At 36.4% G+C, this 20,067-nt stretch carries 18 protein-coding genes and 1 tRNA gene; 4 read left to right on the top strand and 15 right to left on the bottom strand.

The annotated features are described in order from the left end of the window. Positions 1–75: 75 nt before the first annotated feature. A complete protein-coding gene (locus REI64_RS10240) occupies positions 76–642 on the bottom strand; it encodes an RNA polymerase sigma-70 factor (protein WP_308850023.1) in 567 nt (188 codons plus the stop codon). 309 nt (positions 643–951) lie between these two features. On the opposite strand from REI64_RS10240, the gene REI64_RS10235 reads away from it, so the two are divergent. Both REI64_RS10235 and REI64_RS10230 read left to right on the top strand, forming a co-directional pair. Further along, complete coding sequence (locus tag REI64_RS10235) at positions 952–3,312, top strand: PAS domain S-box protein (RefSeq protein ID WP_308850022.1); 2,361 nt, start codon at positions 952–954, stop codon at positions 3,310–3,312. Between the two features lie 73 nt (positions 3,313–3,385). Next, on the top strand, positions 3,386–4,030 hold the full coding sequence (locus REI64_RS10230; RefSeq protein WP_308850021.1) for a hypothetical protein: 645 nt from the start codon (positions 3,386–3,388) through the stop codon (positions 4,028–4,030). Here the strand turns inward: REI64_RS10230 and REI64_RS10225 are convergent. The 4 genes from REI64_RS10225 to REI64_RS10210 all read right to left on the bottom strand — a co-directional run bounded on the left by REI64_RS10225 (position 4,027) and on the right by REI64_RS10210 (position 6,217). Beyond that, complete coding sequence (locus REI64_RS10225; RefSeq protein ID WP_308850020.1) at positions 4,027–4,893, bottom strand: bile acid:sodium symporter family protein; 867 nt, start codon at positions 4,891–4,893, stop codon at positions 4,027–4,029. The genes REI64_RS10230 and REI64_RS10225 overlap by 4 nt on opposite strands. Before the next feature lie 119 nt (positions 4,894–5,012). Further along, positions 5,013–5,183 carry a spore protein gene (locus REI64_RS10220; RefSeq protein WP_113639047.1) on the bottom strand — a complete coding sequence of 57 codons (171 nt, stop codon included), beginning with the start codon at positions 5,181–5,183 and terminating at the stop codon, positions 5,013–5,015. A gap of 39 nt (positions 5,184–5,222) precedes the next feature. Next, positions 5,223–5,293 (bottom strand) — tRNA-Cys (locus REI64_RS10215). A 180-nt stretch (positions 5,294–5,473) separates the two neighbouring features. Next, positions 5,474–6,217 carry an RNA methyltransferase gene (locus REI64_RS10210; protein ID WP_308850019.1) on the bottom strand — a complete coding sequence of 248 codons (744 nt, stop codon included), beginning with the start codon at positions 6,215–6,217 and terminating at the stop codon, positions 5,474–5,476. On the opposite strand from REI64_RS10210, the gene REI64_RS10205 reads away from it, so the two are divergent. Beyond that, positions 6,208–8,580, top strand: coding sequence for a BamA/TamA family outer membrane protein (locus REI64_RS10205; RefSeq protein ID WP_308850018.1), 2,373 nt, complete (start codon positions 6,208–6,210; stop codon positions 8,578–8,580). The genes REI64_RS10210 and REI64_RS10205 overlap by 10 nt on opposite strands. A 53-nt stretch (positions 8,581–8,633) precedes the next feature. Here the strand turns inward: REI64_RS10205 and REI64_RS10200 are convergent, their stop codons facing one another. The 10 genes from REI64_RS10200 to REI64_RS10155 form a co-directional block, all read right to left on the bottom strand. Then, entirely contained in the window at positions 8,634–9,161 is a 528-nt protein-coding gene (locus REI64_RS10200) for a hypothetical protein (protein ID WP_308850017.1), read from the bottom strand. 5 nt (positions 9,162–9,166) lie between these two features. Continuing rightward, positions 9,167–11,482: a patatin-like phospholipase family protein gene (locus REI64_RS10195; RefSeq protein WP_308850016.1), complete on the bottom strand. Its 2,316-nt coding sequence runs from the start codon at positions 11,480–11,482 to the stop codon at positions 9,167–9,169. Positions 11,483–11,767: 285 nt separating this feature from the next. Next, positions 11,768–11,914 carry a DUF5522 domain-containing protein gene (locus REI64_RS10190; protein WP_308850015.1) on the bottom strand — a complete coding sequence of 49 codons (147 nt, stop codon included), beginning with the start codon at positions 11,912–11,914 and terminating at the stop codon, positions 11,768–11,770. 256 nt (positions 11,915–12,170) lie between these two features. Then, on the bottom strand, positions 12,171–13,121 hold the full coding sequence (locus tag REI64_RS10185; RefSeq protein ID WP_308850014.1) for an exonuclease: 951 nt from the start codon (positions 13,119–13,121) through the stop codon (positions 12,171–12,173). Between the two features lie 107 nt (positions 13,122–13,228). After that, positions 13,229–13,822, bottom strand: a complete 594-nt coding sequence (coaE, locus tag REI64_RS10180) for a dephospho-CoA kinase (RefSeq protein WP_308850013.1) — start codon at positions 13,820–13,822, stop codon at positions 13,229–13,231. Then, entirely contained in the window at positions 13,822–14,766 is a 945-nt protein-coding gene (locus REI64_RS10175) for a CdaR family protein (protein ID WP_308850012.1), read from the bottom strand. Before REI64_RS10175 ends, coaE begins: the two co-directional genes overlap by 1 nt. A gap of 124 nt (positions 14,767–14,890) precedes the next feature. After that, complete coding sequence (yajC, locus tag REI64_RS10170; RefSeq protein ID WP_308850011.1) at positions 14,891–15,199, bottom strand: preprotein translocase subunit YajC; 309 nt, start codon at positions 15,197–15,199, stop codon at positions 14,891–14,893. 128 nt (positions 15,200–15,327) lie between these two features. Beyond that, complete coding sequence (locus tag REI64_RS10165; RefSeq protein WP_308850010.1) at positions 15,328–15,771, bottom strand: DUF1573 domain-containing protein; 444 nt, start codon at positions 15,769–15,771, stop codon at positions 15,328–15,330. A 62-nt stretch (positions 15,772–15,833) separates the two neighbouring features. Then, positions 15,834–16,787, bottom strand: coding sequence for a transcription antitermination factor NusB (gene nusB, locus REI64_RS10160; protein WP_308850009.1), 954 nt, complete (start codon positions 16,785–16,787; stop codon positions 15,834–15,836). Between the two features lie 49 nt (positions 16,788–16,836). Next, complete coding sequence (locus tag REI64_RS10155) at positions 16,837–17,925, bottom strand: Glu/Leu/Phe/Val dehydrogenase dimerization domain-containing protein (RefSeq protein ID WP_308850008.1); 1,089 nt, start codon at positions 17,923–17,925, stop codon at positions 16,837–16,839. Positions 17,926–18,200: 275 nt separating this feature from the next. Here REI64_RS10155 and REI64_RS10150 point away from each other — a divergent pair, with 275 nt between their 5' ends. After that, on the top strand, positions 18,201–19,982 hold the full coding sequence (locus REI64_RS10150; protein ID WP_308850007.1) for an ABC transporter ATP-binding protein: 1,782 nt from the start codon (positions 18,201–18,203) through the stop codon (positions 19,980–19,982). The last annotated feature ends 85 nt before the right edge of the window (positions 19,983–20,067 follow it).

The following is a 20,067-nucleotide window of genomic DNA, read 5'->3' as shown; positions in this document are numbered from 1 at the left end:
ATAGGATATATTTACCCCTAATATTGACTAAGACGAGAAGCGGTAATGTTGGGGGTAGAAGAAAATGAAAAAAAATTAAAGAGATAGGAAAAGCATGGTTCCTAATTTGATACGTAATATTCTTAAGGCATTGTTAACCTGCTTTTTAACCGTCTGTTCAGAAAGGTTCAGCTGTGTGGCAATTTCCTTATGACTTAGTGATTTTTTTCTGCTCAGCTCAAAAATCTCACGCATTTTCTCTGGTAAATCGGCAATTCCTTTATCAATTAGTTCGCTAAGTTGCTTTTCTCTAATTCTATGATCGGTGATGCTGTAATTACTTTCTAGGAAATTCTGTAAGGAGTTAATGTATTTAGTTTTTACCTGTTGATGCGAGATATGGTCTAATATCTTATTTCTAATACCAGTATAAAGGTATCCTATTAAATTGGTGTGAATGTTCAGTTCTTGCCGTTTATTCCACAATTGGGCAAAAAGTTCGTGTACTACATCCTGTGCCTCTTGTTTGTCGTTTAGTTTTTGTAAAGCGTGCACATATAGGGTATGAAAATACCTATTGTATATTACAGTATAAGCTGCAGAATCGTCTTTTTTTAGCAATTCCGCAAGTTCTGCGTCCGAAAAGGAGCTGTAAGATGGCATTAAGCAAAAAATTATAGGATATTAGATATCCAGGTAGTTGTAAATAGTTTTTTAGCTAATGTGAGGTTGTTAAATCAAAGTTAACATAAAAGTTGCATTAAATCATAAAATAAATAACGGTATCTTCTGTAGCATATTAATCGTTATCAGTGTATTAAATTATTTTTATTTTAGTTAATCATTTCTTAATCTTATTTTGGCTTAAATGATTTTTGTCACTTTATTTTGATGGTTCGTATCAAACTAAATTGGCTGATAAAAATTTAAGTTTGCTCACTAAACTAATAACAACTAGAAATAGCGTATCTAATGCCCAAAACTGCTAAGCAGCCTGCTCAAACCAATTGGTTCATTTTGCATCCAAAGCTTTCGGCTTTCCTTTTCTTTGTAGTGCTTATTTCTATTATTTCCTTAATTGCTCAGCAACGTTACCTTATCATTAAAGAAAATCGCGAAAAGGAAATAGATGTAATGCTTGAAAGTGTAGAGCTGAGGTTAGAACAATTGCTCAAAAACAGTCAGAATATTACATTAACCTTGGCACTTACACTAGATCAAACTGGAAAGCCAAGGAATTTTGATGCTGTTGCCGCCCAGATCATAAAAGGAAATCCCTATTTGCAAGCTGTTCAATTGGTGCCGGGCGGAGTGATTAAATATACCTATCCGCTTGAGGGTAATGAGCAAGCTTTGGGCTTAGATTTGCTTAAACTAAGCGACGTAAATGCGGCAGCAGCCAAAAAGGCGATAGCAACCCGTAAGATTTACTTTCAGGGGCCGGTTAAGTTAGTGCAGGGAGGTGAGGGCGTTATCGGTCGCCTGCCTATTTATATCGATAATGAATTTTGGGGCTTTTCGGCCGTGGTAGTTAAACTCGGCGAACTTTTAAAAGCTGCAGGAATTGATAATACCAATCAAGAATACTACAAATTTCAGTTTTCAAAAGTAAATCAGTTGACTGGTGTCGAAGAATACTTCTTGCCTGGCCAAATCAATTTTACGAATACCTACAAAAGTAAGGTTTTTGAAGAAGGCGATTGGAAGATCTACCTTACCGATACCCGACCAATTTACGCGGATTATCAGTTAGGTTCGTTAGCTATTTTTGGAGTACTAGTTTCAATTTTATCTGCCTATCTTTTGCTACGGTTGTTAAATAAGCAAGCGCAACTGTATGCTACTTTAGATAGGCAAGCTGAAATGTTGTTGACTGCAGAAAGTAAATACAAAACTATCTTTGACCATGCAGCAATTGGTATTGGAAGGGTAAATTCTATTACTGGAGAGTTTTTGGAAACGAATGCTTTTTTATGCAATCTTTTAGGGTATACTAGTGCAGAACTCACCCATAAAAAAATTAAAACACTTATACACGCAGATGATCTTGCTGCCGATGCTCATAGTTTTAAGCGTTTGTTAAGCGGAGAGATTAAGCAGTTTTCATCTGTACGAAGGTATATCAACAAAGAAGGAGAAGTAATTTGGGCAAATGCTATTGTGAGCCCTCTATGGAATGAAGGAGAACCTCCAAATAACCACATTATTATTATAGATGATATTACCCAACAAGTAGCTTACGAGGAGCAATTAATTGCATCTCAGAAACACATCGAAGAGCTGGTGAATTCTATTGAGGGTATTGTTTGGGAAACATCGGTTACCGATAATTTTGTTAATACATTTGTAAGCAGTAAAGTATATGATATTTTAGGGTATACACCAGAAGAATGGAGTTCTGAGATTGGTTTTTTCTTTAATAAGTTGTATCACGAAGATAGCGATAAAATTAAAACCTACTTGGATAATGAACTTTTTCTAAGGAAACACCACGAGTACGAATATAGAATGGTGGCTAAAAACGGTTCAATTATTTGGATAAGAGATAGTGTTAATGTGGTACCGAATTTAGAAGCTCCAGAGAAATTGCGAGGTATTATGATGGATATTACCCGTATTAAGGAGGCCGAGGAAACTTTGCACAAATCTTATGAATTAGTGAACGAACAGAACAAAAGACTACTTAATTTTTCGTATATAGTTTCACACAATTTACGTTCTCATGCAAGTAACATTGATGGTATTAGCGCCTTAATTAGCAATGCAGATACGAATGAAGAGAGAGACGAGATGATTAAACTGATGCGTAAAGTGGTGGTTAACTTAAATGATACACTATACAACCTCAATAGCATCGTAAACATCCAAACGAGCATTAACATGGTGAAGGAGCCTTTAAATTTATTGGCTTATGTAAATAATGCCATACAAACTCAAGAGGCGCAAATATTGAGCAAAAATGCCAAATTGATCATCAATTTAACCGATGATGTGTTTGTGTATTTCAATAAGGCTTATTTAGAAAGCGTGTTGCTAAATCTAATTTCTAATGCTTTAAGGTATAGTCATGCTTTACGCCGGCCATTAATAGAAATTAATTGCGAACCAATTGGTGGCGGCTATATTTTTAGTATTAAAGATAATGGCGTGGGCATAGATTTAGCTAAAAATGGAGATAAAATGTTTGGCTTAAACCAGACTTTTCATGGCAATAGCGATGCAAGAGGTTTTGGACTTTTCATCACCAAAAATCAGATCGAAGCCATGGGCTATACCATAGAAGTGGAAAGTACGCTAGGCGAAGGTACCACATTTAAAATTCTATTTACCTAGGCTCGTAAGCGCACAGGCATCGAACAAAATACCCAGAACGATGTTTTGTAAAAGCAACCTTAGTAATTAAGAAATGAGAGTTATTCCATATTTGATAATGATTGTTGTGCTGGCGTCTTGTAATTCAAATCAAAAAAGAGAAGCTCAGCAGGGAGATAGCATCGTAAATCAGGTAGTGGCCGATACCAGTAAAAAGGAAGTAGCAACTGTACTTGGCACTGTGGCCGACATTCAAAGTGCTTATCAGCAAATCATTAGGCAGTACGAAAATAAATCCTTAGACTCAACTTCGTTTAAATATGATTGTAATGGAGAAACAGGCGGGACGGTTAGCTATTTCACCGCAAATGGAAACTTAAAGTTGATTGTTCGCCGTTACCATGAGTATGATCATCATGAAGCGGAAGAACGATACTTTGTAAACGAAGATAACTTATATTTTCTGCATAAAAGAAGCTTAATTTGGTCGTTTGATAGCGGGCCTGAAGGTGCAACTCGTGATCAAATCACAGAGCAACGTAGTTATCTGCTTAACGATAAGGCTGTGAAATGTCTAGAAAAAAAATACGAGATTAGAAAGCACTTGGGTATTAATCCAAATCCAGATAGTATCCCTAACAAGGAAATAAACTGCAAAAAGTTCAAATCTCCATTGTTTACATTTCAAAAATTGAAGCTTTACTGGAAAAAAGAACCGCCAACTTGCCTAGCGCTTTAAACTCTCTGCTTATTATTTCTGCTCACTATATAGCCAAATAATGCAGCGGTAAAAAACATCAATATGCTATAAACTGCCGGAGGAATACTCATTTCGCTGTTTCCAATTACATTAAGTGCAATATAAATGGCCAAAGTGCCGTTGTGGATGCCAATTTCCATTCCAATAGCTATAGACTGTTTTCTGCTGATATGAAGTAGCATCGGTACAAAATAGCCTAGCACCATACTTATTACATTAAATGCTAAGCTAGCTAAGCCTACCTGCTGAAAGTAATCTAAAAAGTTTGCTCTTTCTTTAAGGATAGCTCCAATAATGATAAGCACTAAAAAAACTGCAGAAAGAATTTTAACTGGTTTTTCTAATTTCTTTGCAAAAGTAGGAGCCTTATGATGGATAAACATTCCAACACCAACTGGTACTAATACAATAGCAAAAACTTCTATAATCTTACTAAACTGCATCGGTACCACTTGTCCGCTTTGCATAAAATGAGCAATAGCAAAATTTACAATGAAAGGTAGCGTAAATAGGGTAAGTACGCTGTTTACGGCGGTTAATGTTACATTTAGCGCAACATCGCCTTTGGCCAAATGGCTAAATAAATTTGCGGTAGCCCCACCAGGCGATGCAGCCAAAAGCATTAATCCTACTGCAAGAGCTGGAGGTAAGTTAAATGCAATGGTAATGCTAAAGCACACTACAGGTAGTATCACCATTTGGCAAAGCAAACCTATAAAAACGGCTTTAGGATAAAGCACCACTCTTTTAAAATCATCAATAACTAGGCTTAACCCTAAGCCGAGCATAATAATGCCTAAGGCAATAGGCAAGAATAGCGTTAATATAGCACTTTGTTCCATTAGGTTTTTATTTGGTTAATTAAAACTACAATTTTATAATTGTTTTTGAAACCAATGCGGAATGCTAAAACGAAAAAAGCCCCGATTTACATCGAGGCTTTCATTTTTTTTCGAAAAGATTATTTTGCTAAAGATGCTAATACTGCATTGTTTTTAGCTAATTGATCTTTTGTAGATTGCTTAGAACGGCTACCTAACTCAAGATTAGTCGCCAATTTCAAATTTTTTACTTCTAAACGAGAAACAGTTTTATTGTATCTGTCTTTTCTTTTTAATCTGGTAACTGCCATGATAATAAGCTTTATTTCTTTATTAATATTTTAATCTTGAGGTCGAGAGCGGATTCGAACCGCTGTACAAGGTTTTGCAGACCTCTGCCTAGCCACTCGGCCACTCGACCTTTCTTTTCAAGGTTGCAAAAATAGTAATTAAAAATAAGCTTCCAAACTATATGCGATAAATTGTTCAATTATTTTTGTCGATGGTAGAATAGTTCACTAGTTCATTAGTTCATTTGGTTAATTGTTTAATTTTTGCAAGCCCCTCAACTGACTTCATCAAACTAAAAACTGTCAACTGCTTACCTGTTCCGGCTAATTTCACTGCAAAAAATTGCTGCCGATACAGCTACATTTAAAGATTCAGCTGCTCCAATACGAGGAATAGTAATTGGAAAACTGATTTTTTCTATCAATTCTTTGCTAATACCGTGACCTTCGTTGCCCAATAAAATTAAGCCTTCGTTTTTCCATTGGGTTTTGTAGATGTTCTGTCCATCTAAAAGTGCACCATAAATAGGTAGCTTAGCCGTTTTCAAAAACTCATTTAGTTGGGTATAACGCACATTTACTCGGCATAAAGAACCCATGGTAGACTGAACTGTTTTTGGGTTGTAGGCTTCTACTGTATTCTCAGAACAAATAATGTTTTTAATGCCAAACCAATCAGCCGTTCTAATGATAGTTCCAAAGTTGCCAGGATCTTGTACGTCATCTAATACTAAAGAGAATTGATTTTTAAGATCTTGAAAATTAATTTCCTTTACAACAGGAATGTGTACTAAAGCCAATATACTTTGCGGAGTTTGTAGCGTACTTATCTTTTGTAACTCGGTTTCTGTTACTTCAAATAAGTTTATATTTGCACTAACTTTTGGTAAAGTTGCCGATATTTTTGGAGTGTGGTAAATGCTATGTATTTGATAATCAGAATTTAAAAATTCTACAATAGATTTTATACCTTCAATTATGAAAATTCCGTTTTCTTTACGGTACTTTTTTTGATGAAGCGATTTAATAAAACTGATCTGAGATTTTGAAAGCATATAAAAACTACAATAAACAGGACATTCAACTTCTTGCAATATTACTATTTATTCTTGTTTTTATAGCAGGGTGTGCTTCAACAAAATATATTGAAGACTACCAGGCCATTGTTAAAAAGGTAAACATAGATAGCGTAGATAAGGAATATGAAGAGGCTGCCTATATGTATGTGCAAAAAGATATCAAGCCTGTTGAAGGGCTAGGTATCAATGTTGCTATTTACAATATTTTCAATACCAAAGATGGCAAGTATCGCAAAACCAACATCAAGCCTTTAGGATCGCCGCCACCAATTTTAGATAGTACGCTGGTAGAGATTTCGCGTACCCAAATCGAAAAGTTTTTTAAAAGTAAGGGCTTCTTTAACACCAAAGTGAAGTCTGAAATAGCAGTGAAAGACAAAAAAGCTACCTTAACTTTTACGGCTAGCACTGGCGAACCCTTTATGGTAAATAAAATTACTCATGAAATACCAGATCAAGCAGTTAAATCACTATACTTCAGTTCAAAAGATAAGTTTTCGCATCTAAGGGAAGGAATGCAATATGATGAAGACTCTTTATCTACCGAAAGGGAAGAAATCTACAAATTGATGCGTCAAAATGGTTATTATGATTTTGTAAGACCTTACGTGAGATTTTCTCCAGATTCTAATCAGAACAATAACAAAGTAAGCGTAAAACTGATTATCGATGAGCCTTTAGACAGTGCTATCAATAAACATCAGATTTACAAAATTGGCGAAACGAATATTATTGTTGCGCCAAATAGCGATGGTTTTACAGACTCACTTACCTTAAATAAGCGAAGTTTTAATGGTCTACGTTATACTGATCTATCGGGCAAGTTTAGACGAAATCCCATCACCCGTTATAATTTTATAAGGTATGGCGAAAACTACAATATCGATAATGAAGCTTTAACTTATGATAGGCTGTATGACCTCAACATCTTTAAAAATGTAAAAATCGATTATCTGAAAAATAAGGATACGGCTGGTGTTGTTAATCCGGTAATTTTGCTTATTCCGCAAAAGCGTATGAGCAACCGTATTGAGGGCGAAATACCATTTAACGATGCAACAGTTGGATTTACACTGAGTAATACTTATACCAACAATAATTTTTTAAGAGGCGGTGAGCGTTTTCAGTTACAGGTGAAGGGTGGTCTGCAATCACGATTTAACAGTATTGGTTCTCTCTTTTCGGATATTTACCAAAGAGATTTCTCGGTTAGTGCCAGCTTAACTGTACCACGTTTAATGGTTCCTTTCAAAATTCCATTGATGGGTAAAAATGGAGTTCCCTATACCACGTTTGCAAGTAGTTATTTGTATGCGTTACAAAAAGATATCACGGTACGTAGAATTTTTATCAACTCCATTACTTACGATTGGGTAGAAACTAAATCTAAACTACACTCGTTTACGCCATTGAATTTTGAGTACCGTTTTGGTAGTGTGCTTATTGATGATACAAATAACCTTTATAGTCTTTTATTACTTGGTAGGAAAGATTTTACCCTCGGAATGAAATATGCTTACGCTTTAAACGCCGACAAGCTATTGCAAAATAGGAGCTTTATTTACTTTAGGGGAAATGTAGACATTGCTGGAAATTTGTTACAGGGAATTTCGAAATTAACGGGAGATAAAAATGATCCTGATAATAATGATTTTGGTAGGGTGTTAGGTCTTCCATTTAATCAGTATGTGCGCCCGGAGATAGATATACGATGGTACAAAAATTTAGGTGCGGAATCGCAATTGGTAACCAGACTTAATACTGGCATCGGTCATGCTTATGGTAATTCTAGGGATATGCCCTTTGAGAAATTGTTTTTTGCCGGAGGATCTAGTGGCGTTAGAGCGTGGCAGGCCAGAACTTTAGGCCCTGGAAATTATAATAGGGAAGTTATTATAGACGAGCAAGAAAGAGCATCATCATTTGGTATCGATCAGCTCGGTCAAATGCGCATAGAAGCTAACTTAGAGTACCGTTTTCCTTTGGTGCATAAATTTTTTGGTGGTAAATTAAATGCTGCTACATTTTTAGATGCAGGTAATATCTGGAACATTACACCAAATAATCCTCGCCCAGAATCGGTTTTCAAATTCGATAAATTAGGGCAGCAAATTGCCTTAGGTACAGGTTTAGGATTTAGGTACGATGTGCAATTTTTTGTATTTAGGTTTGATATTGGTTTGAAACTGAAAGATCCTCAATTTGATGGAGATGAACAGTGGGTGATTGGCAAATTCATTAACGGCGGTAAAGCTTTCAAAGCAAATTACTTTAGCACACACAGTCCAGATAGATATCGCTTTATGCAATACAACTTTGGTATCGGTATGCCTTTTTAATCACGATTTTAGTTCTTTCAGTTAACCAGTTTCAACAATTAACCAGTTAACCCTCATATGAGGTTTTTCAAGTAATCAAATATCGTTTCAAAATAAGTAGAGATATTTAAACCGTTGCTATAGCTAAAGAAAAAGAAAATTAGAAAGAGCACTACCGCCATGTAAATGAACTTTTTGAATGCAAAAGCTAGTAAGATAATCACTAGTGGAATGATGATGAAGAACATCCTGCTAATGGTAAACGGATTTAAATCGCCATCTTTTTTGTAAACATAAAGCAGTTTACTGTGCGTACCATTATCATTTTCGTGCTTAATATAAACAAAGGTCGATTTTTCTATCGTAAGAGGTAGAATAGCAATACCATTGGTAAAGGTTAATTGTTGGGCAAATCCGCTTACTGTAAAGCTGTAACTGCCGTTTATTTCTTCAATAGGATTTTCTAAGCTATCGGCAGCTATAATGGCTATTTTGCTGTTTTTTAGCAAGCTTTCTTTAACGATAAAGTTATTGATGCCCGAAGTTTGTGCAAGCGCTAGGCTCGAAGATAAAAACAGACAGATGAAAACAACTAATCTCATAAATGTTATTCTAAAGATCTCTTATTGTAAATTAAATAGCCGATGTGCAAAAGTACGCCATGTCTACGTTTTGCTTCATCATATAAATTATAACTTAAACTAATTGGCCCTAATGGAGATTGATAAACCAAACCTGCCGTACCCGCATAACGCAATCTACTTAATTCCTTTTCGAAACCAACCTGCTGCAAGCCAATTTTTTTAAACTCTTGGTACGGTAAAAATACATAACCTTCTACACGTAAATCAAATTTTCTTTGCAGGTTAATGATATTTTTAACTCCAGCAGCTCCATAATTGAAAGCTCTAAAATGTTCCAGAAATGAAGACCTGCTATCTTGCAGCGGGTAAAATGCAGGCGCAGCTAATAAAGTTGAGTAATAATTGCTGTACAAAGACTGATTTGAAGCTACAACTTCGGCTAAGTAACCTAAACTGTAGCTTTTGGTATGTAAAAAGTAATTTTCGTAGCTAAGTTTAGCTTGTAGCCATTGCCGTAGATTTCTTTTAATATTCGGTGTCATACTCGGACCAAAACTGTTAGCTTGAATGTTGCCAGGATAATAATTCTCTCTTGCGGTGGTATAGTTTACATTAACGGAAATGTTCTGCCCTGCGGTTGGATATTGCTTACGGTTAAGTGAATTTTTTTCAAAAGTAATACCAGTTCTAAAACCATTAAAAATGGTTTTATCTAAAACATCGCCAACGTTAAAGTTTCCAGTTGGACTGTAATTATCACTGTTGTTGATAAACGCAGCGTTGATAACGATCCTAGCGTTGCGGTTAAGTGGCATTCCAAATTTCAAATCTATTTTACGATCGGCTTGGTCAATGTAAACCGGCGTAGGGTTTTCTACAAAAATCTTACTTGTGTTGTAGTAGTTCCAGTTGTTGTAAGTAAGCTCGCCACCTAAAAAAAGAGGTAACTTACTTGGGAAATCTATCCTTCCGCCAAGTTGCACCGACTCATAAAAACGACCTGAATAAAAGTTGGAAGAAAAAGTATAAGCCCTACGATTAAGGTAATTGTACTGTACACCTAAAAATACATTACTAATTGGTCGGGTAGAGATATTTCCTCCAAAATCAATCTTTAAACTTTTTTTGGGCTGGGCTACAATTTCAAAATTGTAACTATCCGTCGGGGCATCGTAAGTAATCTTCGGATAAATTGCTTCAAAAACTTCATCGGCTACTAATTTGTAATAGCCTCGTTTGATATCGCTCAAATTAAAATTCTCATTATCGCTTTTAAATAGGCGTTCAATATATTTCCGCTGTTGCGAATTTACGCCTCTTACCAACACCTTATTAAATACTAGTTCAGACTTCTTTAGGTTAAAGTTCACCCGCTTTTTTAGTAATTCTTTGGTTTCAACTCTGCGTTTGATAGAAGCCTTTATTTTGTCCATTTCTGCTATCGTAGCGTCGTAACCCTGTTTGATAAGCTCAGCTACAGGCAAAAAATTAGTTGAACTGAAATCTGATAGGTTTGGTTCTATGTAGATTCCGTTTTCTCCAACTAAAGTAGAATCTGACTTAGATAGGAACATATAAATCAAAAACCTATTCATCAATCGGTCATCGTCTTTTGGATATTCGTTAAAGGTCTTAGATGAAACGTTGGCACCAATAATGAAATCTGGTTTAAATTCCTTTTGCATTACATCGGCTGGGAAATTATTGTAGATACCACCATCAAAAACAAACTTCTCATCTAATTTTATAGGTCTGTAAATTAACGGAACCGTCATGCTTGCCCTCACTGCTTCTGCCAAACTGCCTTTGCTTACCGTGATGCTTTTTTGAGATAAAATATCTGAAGCCATACAACGATACGGTACAAATAAGTTGTCGAAATTGTCTTTAGCTGTGGCTGATGCCTGGGAGAACAGCTCTAACAAAGCAAAGTTAAGTGGAATATCGTTTACCAAATTAGTGCGAAAACTTAACCGCAAACTTGTATCGATCGCCATTTTTGCAGTAATTATTGAAGGATTTAGCGATGACTTTTGAAAGTAAAAACTGTAATCGCTCTGGTAGCGGCCGCTTACCCAGTCTTGAAAATCAGTACTTAGTGCTATTTTTTCGATTTGATCTGGCGAATAGCCCGAAGCGTACATGGCACCAACAATAGCACCCATAGATGTTCCGGTAATGTAATCAATTGGAATGTTATTTTCTTCCAGTGCTTTTAGTGTGCCAATATGTGCAAGCCCTTTTGCACCGCCTCCGCTAAAAACCAGCCCAACTTTTTGTGCATTGAGTTGGATGGATGAAAATACCAGCGATATGACAAACAAATACTTACGAAGCATGCTTCATAAATATACTTATTTTTAGATGATAATTAATTTTAATTGGGGATGGTCTCAGGGAAATCGCTTTTAGAAATCAAAAAGATTTGGCTAAAGCCATACTGTAACCTTTTATATTGTCCGTTGGCTGAAGCCAAACGGCAATGAATTTCTTTTATTTCGGTTCATTGCCGTCCCATTTATGGGACGGATATTTAGGCAAACAAACAAGGCTTTAGCCAAAATTGTTTTTAAGAGCGATTTCCCCTGAGGGTGGTCTTAATTGTTCTCTTCGATAGACTATAACTATCCTTTTTTGCCTTTCTTTTTGCCGTAATTCCAAGGGCAATGTTTGCATTTGTTTTTACAGCAATAACCCCGCTTTAAATGATAGGCTGCCGTAAACACCATCAGTCCATCTTCATTAAAATAAAAATCTTCGCCTTCTTTCACGTCTAGAAAATGATTGAATTTAAAATAGTTTACCCCGATATTTCCTGTCGTGTGGACACATCTCGTTCCTCCCCCTTGAATCCCCTCCGAAAATCGGAGTAAACTCTCCAAAGGGGGGACACGCAGCGCTTAAGCATTTTGCATATCCCTCTTCGAGGGGGCAGGGTGAGGAAAACGACATTTGCTAATATTTATGTCCACACGATAGGATATTTCGGGAAGTAAATGATGAAATGACATCCTATTTGTTTAATATTTAGTTTAATATTTTTACGTTAAGTTGCTCTTTAAAATGGTCTTTTAACTGCTTGCCATCGCCATGTAAAGTCCACACTTCTTTTGGTTTAACTTCGCTGATGGTTTTTATAATTCCATTCCAATCTACATGATCAGAAATGTAAAGATGTATGCCATTGCCTTGCTGCAAATATTTCCACCCTGTGGCAAAAACCCTAACTACGTTAATGGCTCTAATATAACTGTTAAAAACCATTGGCGGCACCAGATAGATGTTGCCTTCCAGGTTTTGCTTCATTATTTTTCTATCATAAACTTGGTAGTTACCCATTGTTATCCCTAATTGCTCATAAATATTTACAAAGGGTATCACATTATGGTGAACGAGTATTTTCTTGTGTGGGCAATGTTTGTTAATTAGCGAAATTAACCGTTGACTTTTGCCAAGCGCATAAGCACCCAGCATGATATTGCTGGTAACCGTGTTTAGCTTCTTTATTTCTTCTTCTGCATCTGGATGAGTAACATTTGGATCAGCAAACGTAGTTTCTGTAATCAATACATCTGCCTCAACAAATTCAATGGGTTCGCAAGTGCTATCAGGTTCAATTTTGTAATCGCCAGTATATAAATATCGGATACCTTGATACTCCATTAAAACCATTGCGGAGCCTAATATATGTCCGGCAGGGTGAAAACTGATCTTTACGCCGTTGATATCAAACTTTTGTTGGTAGGCTTTAATTTCAAAACTGGCTGCGGCGAATTTTTTATACCGATGCTGCATAAAAAGCTGTGTGGCTTTGGTGCAGTACACATTTTGATTACCGCTAACCGCATGATCTCCATGAGCATGAGAAATAACCGCATCGACTACAGGTTCTTGTGGATCTAAATAGAAGTTGCCGTAACTGCAAAATAAACCAGTTTTGGTGAGAACAATAAAATCTTGAAGTATATGGTTGGTCATTTGTTGTGTTGGTGGTTTGATGTACGGGCTTCTACAAGCTCAGCCTGACATCCGAAAGCTCTTTGGACAATCTGTTTGTCAGGCTGAGCTTGTAGAAGCCTATTTAATTATTTCATTATTAAAAACTGCTGATGCAAGTCTAAAACTTGAAGAATAATAGATTTACTTTCATTGTTCTCGATAAGGTAATCAGCCAATTTCAATTTTTGTTTGTCGGTAAATTGCTTGCCCATTCTGGCCAATACTTGCTCTTCGCTTACTTTATCTCGTTTGGTAACCCTTTCAATTTTTAAAGCGTGGGGCGATGTTACCAAGATGTTCTTATCGCACATTTCGTAAGAACCACTTTCGAACAAAAGAGCCGCTTCTTTGATGGAATAGGGAAGGTGTTTTGGCAATTTTGCATCCCATTCGTCAAAAGCTCTAAACACCGCTGGGTGCACCAAGGCATTCAGTTTAATCAATTCTTTTTCATTGTTAAATACGATATTAGCGATATGTTTATTGTTCAAAATATTGCCTTCCAAATAGCTCTCTTCTCCAAAAGTAGCTCTTACACCATCCATCAAAATCTGGTCTGTTGTCATAATTTGTTTAGCTACAGTATCAGCATAAAAAATAGGAATGCCTAAGGTTTCAAACACCTTGCAAATCGTAGTTTTACCACTGCCTATTCCCCCAGTTATTCCAATTTTTAGCATTATTTTTCGATGATAAAATCTACATTACTAGGAGAAATACTTACCAGTTTTGAGAACTCTGGTAAGGTGCTCACTTTAACAGAAAGTCTGTTGTGTCTTAACATTTTCCATTCGTTTAAATCTACAACAGCTTTTAAGGTGTTATCTACCTTTGCATAATTAGATAGCGCAACTAAAAGCGTAATTTTAACTTTTTTAGGGTACAATTTCACATCGTAGTATTCTTTATTGTTAAGAATAGTTAAAGGTACTTCGATGGTTTTCTCAGTAAACTCGTCTACAGTAAGTTTTACCCCAACATTGTTAGGATAGATGCTTACATTGCTGATGGCATTTTTAAGTACGTTTACCCTAGTTTCAACACTTTCTTTAATATTGTTGAGCTTTAAACTATCGGTATGCCAAATGTGTATTTTCTCAAGTTCGTCCTGAGGTCCAGAAATATTAACGTAAGAGGGGGTTAACTTAATTTCCTTGGCAATACCGTATTGTGGCACAAATTCTAACTTCGAAATTAATTTAATTGGTACACGTTTGTTTGTTCTACGGGAAAAATCGAAAAAAAGTGTATCGGGCTTTACAGAAATAACTTGTTGCGAGGTTTCTAGTTGTCGGTTAATTTGGTCTAATTGTTCCGAAAAAACCACATAACTTCTGGTATTCAGTTTCTGTAAGCTCACATTAACAGACGGAGGTTTGATCCTCAGTCTTGCAAAAAGCAATTGCCAACCCGTACCTTCAACCTTTAAATCAACCGTATCTGGCTGCAATGCTTTAAAGGCCTTGCCCTGAGGTTCATCTTTATATAAAATTTCGGTTTGTACCGTATAGGGATACTTTTTGTTGAGCGCCATAAATAACCAAGCGCCCACCGCACATAAGATGCAGATGAGTACTGCGCCGAAACGCTTTTGCTCTAACCTGGTTAATTTGATAAAGGGCATGACGTAAAATTACAATAAAAAAGCCACTCCGAATATATCGAAATGGCGCTATTTTATGATAGCCACAGATGCACAGATATGTTACATCATATAATATAAAAATCAGTGTATCTGTGGCTTGTTTTTATGCTTTAGGAGCAGCAGCTTTTGTAGCATCTAGAGAGATAGCAGATTTATCGAAACGGATTTTACCGCCCCCTTCTGTCTCAATAAGGAACGTTGTTTCTGCAGCACCTACAATTTTACCGTGAATACCTGCTGTGGTTACCACTTTATCGCCCACTTTAAGCTCCTCAACCATTTTTTTATGGTCTTTCGCTTTTTTCATTTGTGGTCTAATCATGAAGAAATACATCACTACCGCCATTAAACCAAACATAATTAATGTTTGTGTTCCTGAACCTCCTGCTTGTAAAATTACTGTTGATATCATTTTTGTTGTTAAATTATTGGTTAACTGCTAAATTGTTTAACTGGTTAACCGTTTTAAGTAAATTGTTTAATTGTTGCCGTCTAAAGGGGAGCCATGTATTCCTTCCCTTTGGGAAGGTTAGGATGGGCTTACTTCTCTAAAATATTGCCCACTAAATGCAACTGCTCAAATGCAGGGTTTGCGTTAGATGTGATGGTTACCACTTTATCCTGCAAGCCCAATTTGCCAGCACTATCAAATACCACCTTAATTACACCTTCTTCTCCTGGTTTAACAGGTGCAGATGGATATTCTGGCACAGTACAACCACAAGTTGCAGATGCGTTAGTAATGATTAAAGGTGTTTTGCCTACGTTCTTGAACTTAAATTCGTAGCTCACTTTTTCGCCTTGTTTAATATCGCCAAACTCAAATATTGCTTTTTCCACTTGTACTTTTGGTGCATCAGCCTCTGCAATTACTGGTGTTCCTGCAGACGTAGTGTCTGTAGTAGTTGTTTCGCTTTCTGTTGTCTTGTTTTGGCATGAGCTAAACGCAGCAGCACAAATAGCAATTAAAAAAAGTTTTTTCATTTGTATTACATTTATTGTTGCAAGGTAACTGCTTATTGAAAACTGTTAACTGCCAACTTTTATTATTCCTCTATTAAACCTCTGCCTAATTTTTTAATACTGTTATTTTTCTTCAGATCGTTTAAAATCTTGTCCAAGATACCATTTATAAAAGTATTACTTTTCGGTGTACTGTAATCTTTTGATAATTCTAGGTATTCGTTTATGGTTACTTTAACAGGGATAGAAGGGAAGTTCATCATTTCGCAGATAGCCATTTTCATCAAAATGGTGTCCATTAATGCAATACGTTCAGATTCCCAGTTTTTTGTTCTTTCCGCAATTAATGCTTGATATTTATCGTCGTTTTTAAGCGTATAAGCAAAAAGATCTTGTACAAAAGCACTATCTTCTCTCCAGTCGGCACTAATTGGAGTTAGTTTGTTTTTCAGTGGATCATCAGACTCGAAATTTTTCAGAGTTTTAGCAATCATGCCTTGCATCACCTCTCTATCTACTGGCCAATTGATAAATTTATCTTCGAACGCTTGTACCACATTTACGTTCTTCAACAACATTTTACGGAAAATGAACTTGACGATTTCTTTTGAACTTTCTAGCGTTTCCTCAAAATCTTCTACTAAATAAGCTTCGTATTCTTTGGTTTCCTTTAATTTGTTAAAGATAGCCTTCACCAATTCAGGGTCAGCAAACCAGTTGATTTGATATTTATTTACGGCAGCAACATACTCTGGGTTGTGCTTAAGAACGTTAACAAATTTGTTGTGTAATAATTTTTGGTTTGGATTTAAATCTTCGGCGCTTGGCAAGTGTTTGTTTGCTCTTTCGATAGCGTCGTTGGCGGTGTACTCTGTAACGTCTACAATAAGTGCCAGCATTGAAATGTACATCTGATTTACTTCATCAATACTTTTCATCAGCGTTTTCTGAGCGCTAACTGTATCTCTCTTTTCAGTAGTGTGCCAAGCGAAAATGTTTTGCAGGGCTTTAATTCTTAAGTGCCTTCTATTTAACATGAATGTAAGAACGAGTGCGGTTTAAACCGCATTGTTTGTATAAAATTAATTAATATGACGATTTGATTTTCTTAATATCTTCGATGCGCTTTTCAGCGATACGCGATGCGGCTAAATTTGTTGGTATATTTTCTGATTTTGATAATTTGATTACTTCTTTGGTAGCTTCGTAAATGTTTTCGGTAAGCTGGATCGTACGTTTCTTGCCAAATCCGGTCAGTTCCGAGTAACAGCTGATAATTCCACCTGCATTGATTAAATAGTCTGGAGCATATAAAATTCCTTTGTCATGTAAAATTTGACCGTGAACTTTTTCATCTGCTAATTGGTTGTTTGCCGAACCAGCAATGATGGCGAATTTCATTGTTTTTAACGTTTTATCGTTAATGGTTGCACCCAAAGCACAAGGAGCGTAAATATCAGCACCTATGTTAAAGATTTTATCGGCTTCTATAGCCTTGGCTTTGTATTTACGAGCAATTACTCGCATACGATCTTCATTGATGTCGGTAACGTAAACCTCAACATTGTCGTTTCTTAGTAACTCAACTAAATGCTCGCCAACATTACCTGTTCCTTGTACAACTACCGAGCGTCCGGCTAATTCATCAGTGCCAAAAACCTCCTTAACGCAAGCTTTAATGCCTAAATAAACACCTTTTGCAGTATATGGAGCCGGGTTGCCAGCGCCTCCTAATGATTCTGGAACACCGGTTACATGCTGCGTTTCCATGCGGATATATTCCATGTCGCGTACGGTTGTGCCAACATCTTCTCCTGCAATAAATTCTCCGTTTAAGTTTTTTACGAAACGTCCAAAACTGCGCATTAAAGCTTCAGTTTTTTGTCTTCTAGAATCGCCGATGATTACCGCCGTACCGCCACCAACGTTTAAGCCAGCAATGGCCGCTTTGTAGGTCATTCCTTTCGATAAACGTAATACATCTTCTAGGGCTTCGGCTTCAGAGTTGTAGTTCCACATTCTAACACCGCCTAAAGCAGGGCCTAAAGTAGTGTCGTGTATAGCGATAATAGCCTTCAATCCAGTAGTTGGATCGTTACAAAATACCACTTTTTTGTGGCCAGATTGGCTTAATTGCTCTAAGATAGATTGATTAGAAGAATTGATTTCCGGCATACAAATAACGTTGAAACGTACGTTGCAAAACTAACACAAAAAAACCATTTAATCTAGGCGTATTTTAAATAATAGTCAGTTTTCAGTTTTCAATTCTCAGTTTACAGTTGTCAGTTTACAATTTACAGTTTAATAGTTTACAGTTGTCAGTTTAAGGTTTGCAATCACAGTTAACCAAATAACCAATTTAAACAGTTAACCAATATCTCAACTTTACAACCTTCCAACAATAAAACAATTCAACAATAAAGCAATTATCTTAACTTTGTGAAACAATGAAACACCTCTTTTACCTCAATAAATATTTTATCAAATATAAATGGAGAATTTTACCAGGTGTTTTGTTTGTTGTAATTTCTAATATTTTTGGAGTGGTGCCAGCTCAGGTAATTGGTCACGCTTTTAATCTCATTACAGAAAATATTGCAATTTATAGACTGTACAACGGTTTTGACAGACAAGCAATTGTATATGATATTTTCGGATATAGCTTGTTGTTTTTCGGATCACTGATCTTATTTCTGTATTTATTGAGGGGATTGTTCTTGTTTTTCATGCGCCAAACAATTATTCTCATGTCGCGGCATATTGAGTTCGATATGAAAAATGATATCTATGCGCACTATCAAAAACTTAGTTTAGGTTTTTACCGTAGAAATAACACCGGCGATTTGATGAACAGAGCCACCGAAGATGTAAATAGGGTGCGGATGTACGTTGGTCCAGCGATTATGTACGCTATCAACACTACGGTGCTTTTTTGTTTGGTTATCTATTTTATGTTTTCGGTAAACAGCACTTTGGCCATTTATGCGCTTTTGCCGCTACCTATTTTGGTAGTTGCCATTTATTACGTTAACACCATTATCAACCATAAAAGCGAAAAAATTCAGGAGCAATTATCTCGCTTATCTTCTTTTGTACAAGAACGCTTTTCGGGTGTTAGGGTAATGAAATCTTACGTACGTGAGGCGCAGGCGCAAGAAGTTTTTGCAGAAGAAAGTAATGCTTACAAAAGAAACTCGATGGGCTTGGTAAAAGTTCAGGCGTTTTTCTATCCAACAATGTTGTTGCTGGTGGGCATTAGTACCATTTTAACCATCTACATTGGCGGACAACAGGTAATTAAAGGCGCAATTACGCCAGGTAATATTGCCGAATTTATTGTCTACGTTAATCAGCTTACTTTTCCGGTAACCATGTTGGGATGGGTGACTACGCTTATTCAGCGTGCAGAAGCTTCTCAAAAACGGATCAATGAGTTTTTACAATTGCAGCCAGATATTGTAACGGGCAAAGAACCTATCTCATTGAAAGGAAATATTGCTTTCAAAAATGTGAGTTTTACTTATCAGGATACTGGTATTGAGGCATTGAAGAATATCAGTTTTGAAGTGAAACAAGGGCAGTTTTTGGCAATTATCGGTAAAACTGGTTCGGGTAAATCTACCTTGGCAAATCTCTTAATGCGGATGTATGACGTAAGTATGGGAGAGATTTTGGTTGATGGCAAAAAGCTCGAAAATGTCGATTTACAATCTTACCGTTCACAAATTGGATTTGTGCCGCAAGAGGTTTTCTTGTTTTCTGATACGATTAAGAACAACATCGCCTTTGGTTTAGATACTGTAAACGATAACCAAGTGGAACAAGCTGCAAAAGATGCAGCTGTTTATTATAATATCGTAGATTTCGATCAGCAATTTGAAACCATGTTAGGAGAACGTGGTATTACACTTTCTGGTGGGCAAAAACAGCGTGTATCCATCGCCAGAGCCTTAATTAAGGAGCCTCAAATGCTTATTTTCGACGATTGCCTTTCTGCTGTGGATACCAAAACTGAAGAAGAAATTCTAAGTAATTTAGGTAGATTGATGAAAGGAAGGACAAGCATTTTGATTGCGCATCGTATTTCTACAATAAAAAATGCTGATAAGATTTTGGTTTTAGAAGATGGCGAAATTATTGAAGAAGGTACGCACCAAGAGTTGTTGGACTTGGGTAAAGCCTACGCCGAGCTATATCAAAATCAGCTTTTGGAAGAAGAAAATTTATAAGAAAATACCCGTAGTGCATTATCATAAAAAGAAATCAACATCAAAATAACCACCCCGCCTTTTAGGCACCCCTCCAAAGGAGGGG

Origin of the sequence: Pedobacter sp. (assembly GCF_031119335.1) — a bacterium.
Taxonomy (GTDB): domain Bacteria; phylum Bacteroidota; class Bacteroidia; order Sphingobacteriales; family Sphingobacteriaceae; genus Pedobacter.
The sequence above is the reverse complement of the archived record's forward strand: the minus strand, read 5'-3'. Positions and strand labels throughout refer to the sequence as shown.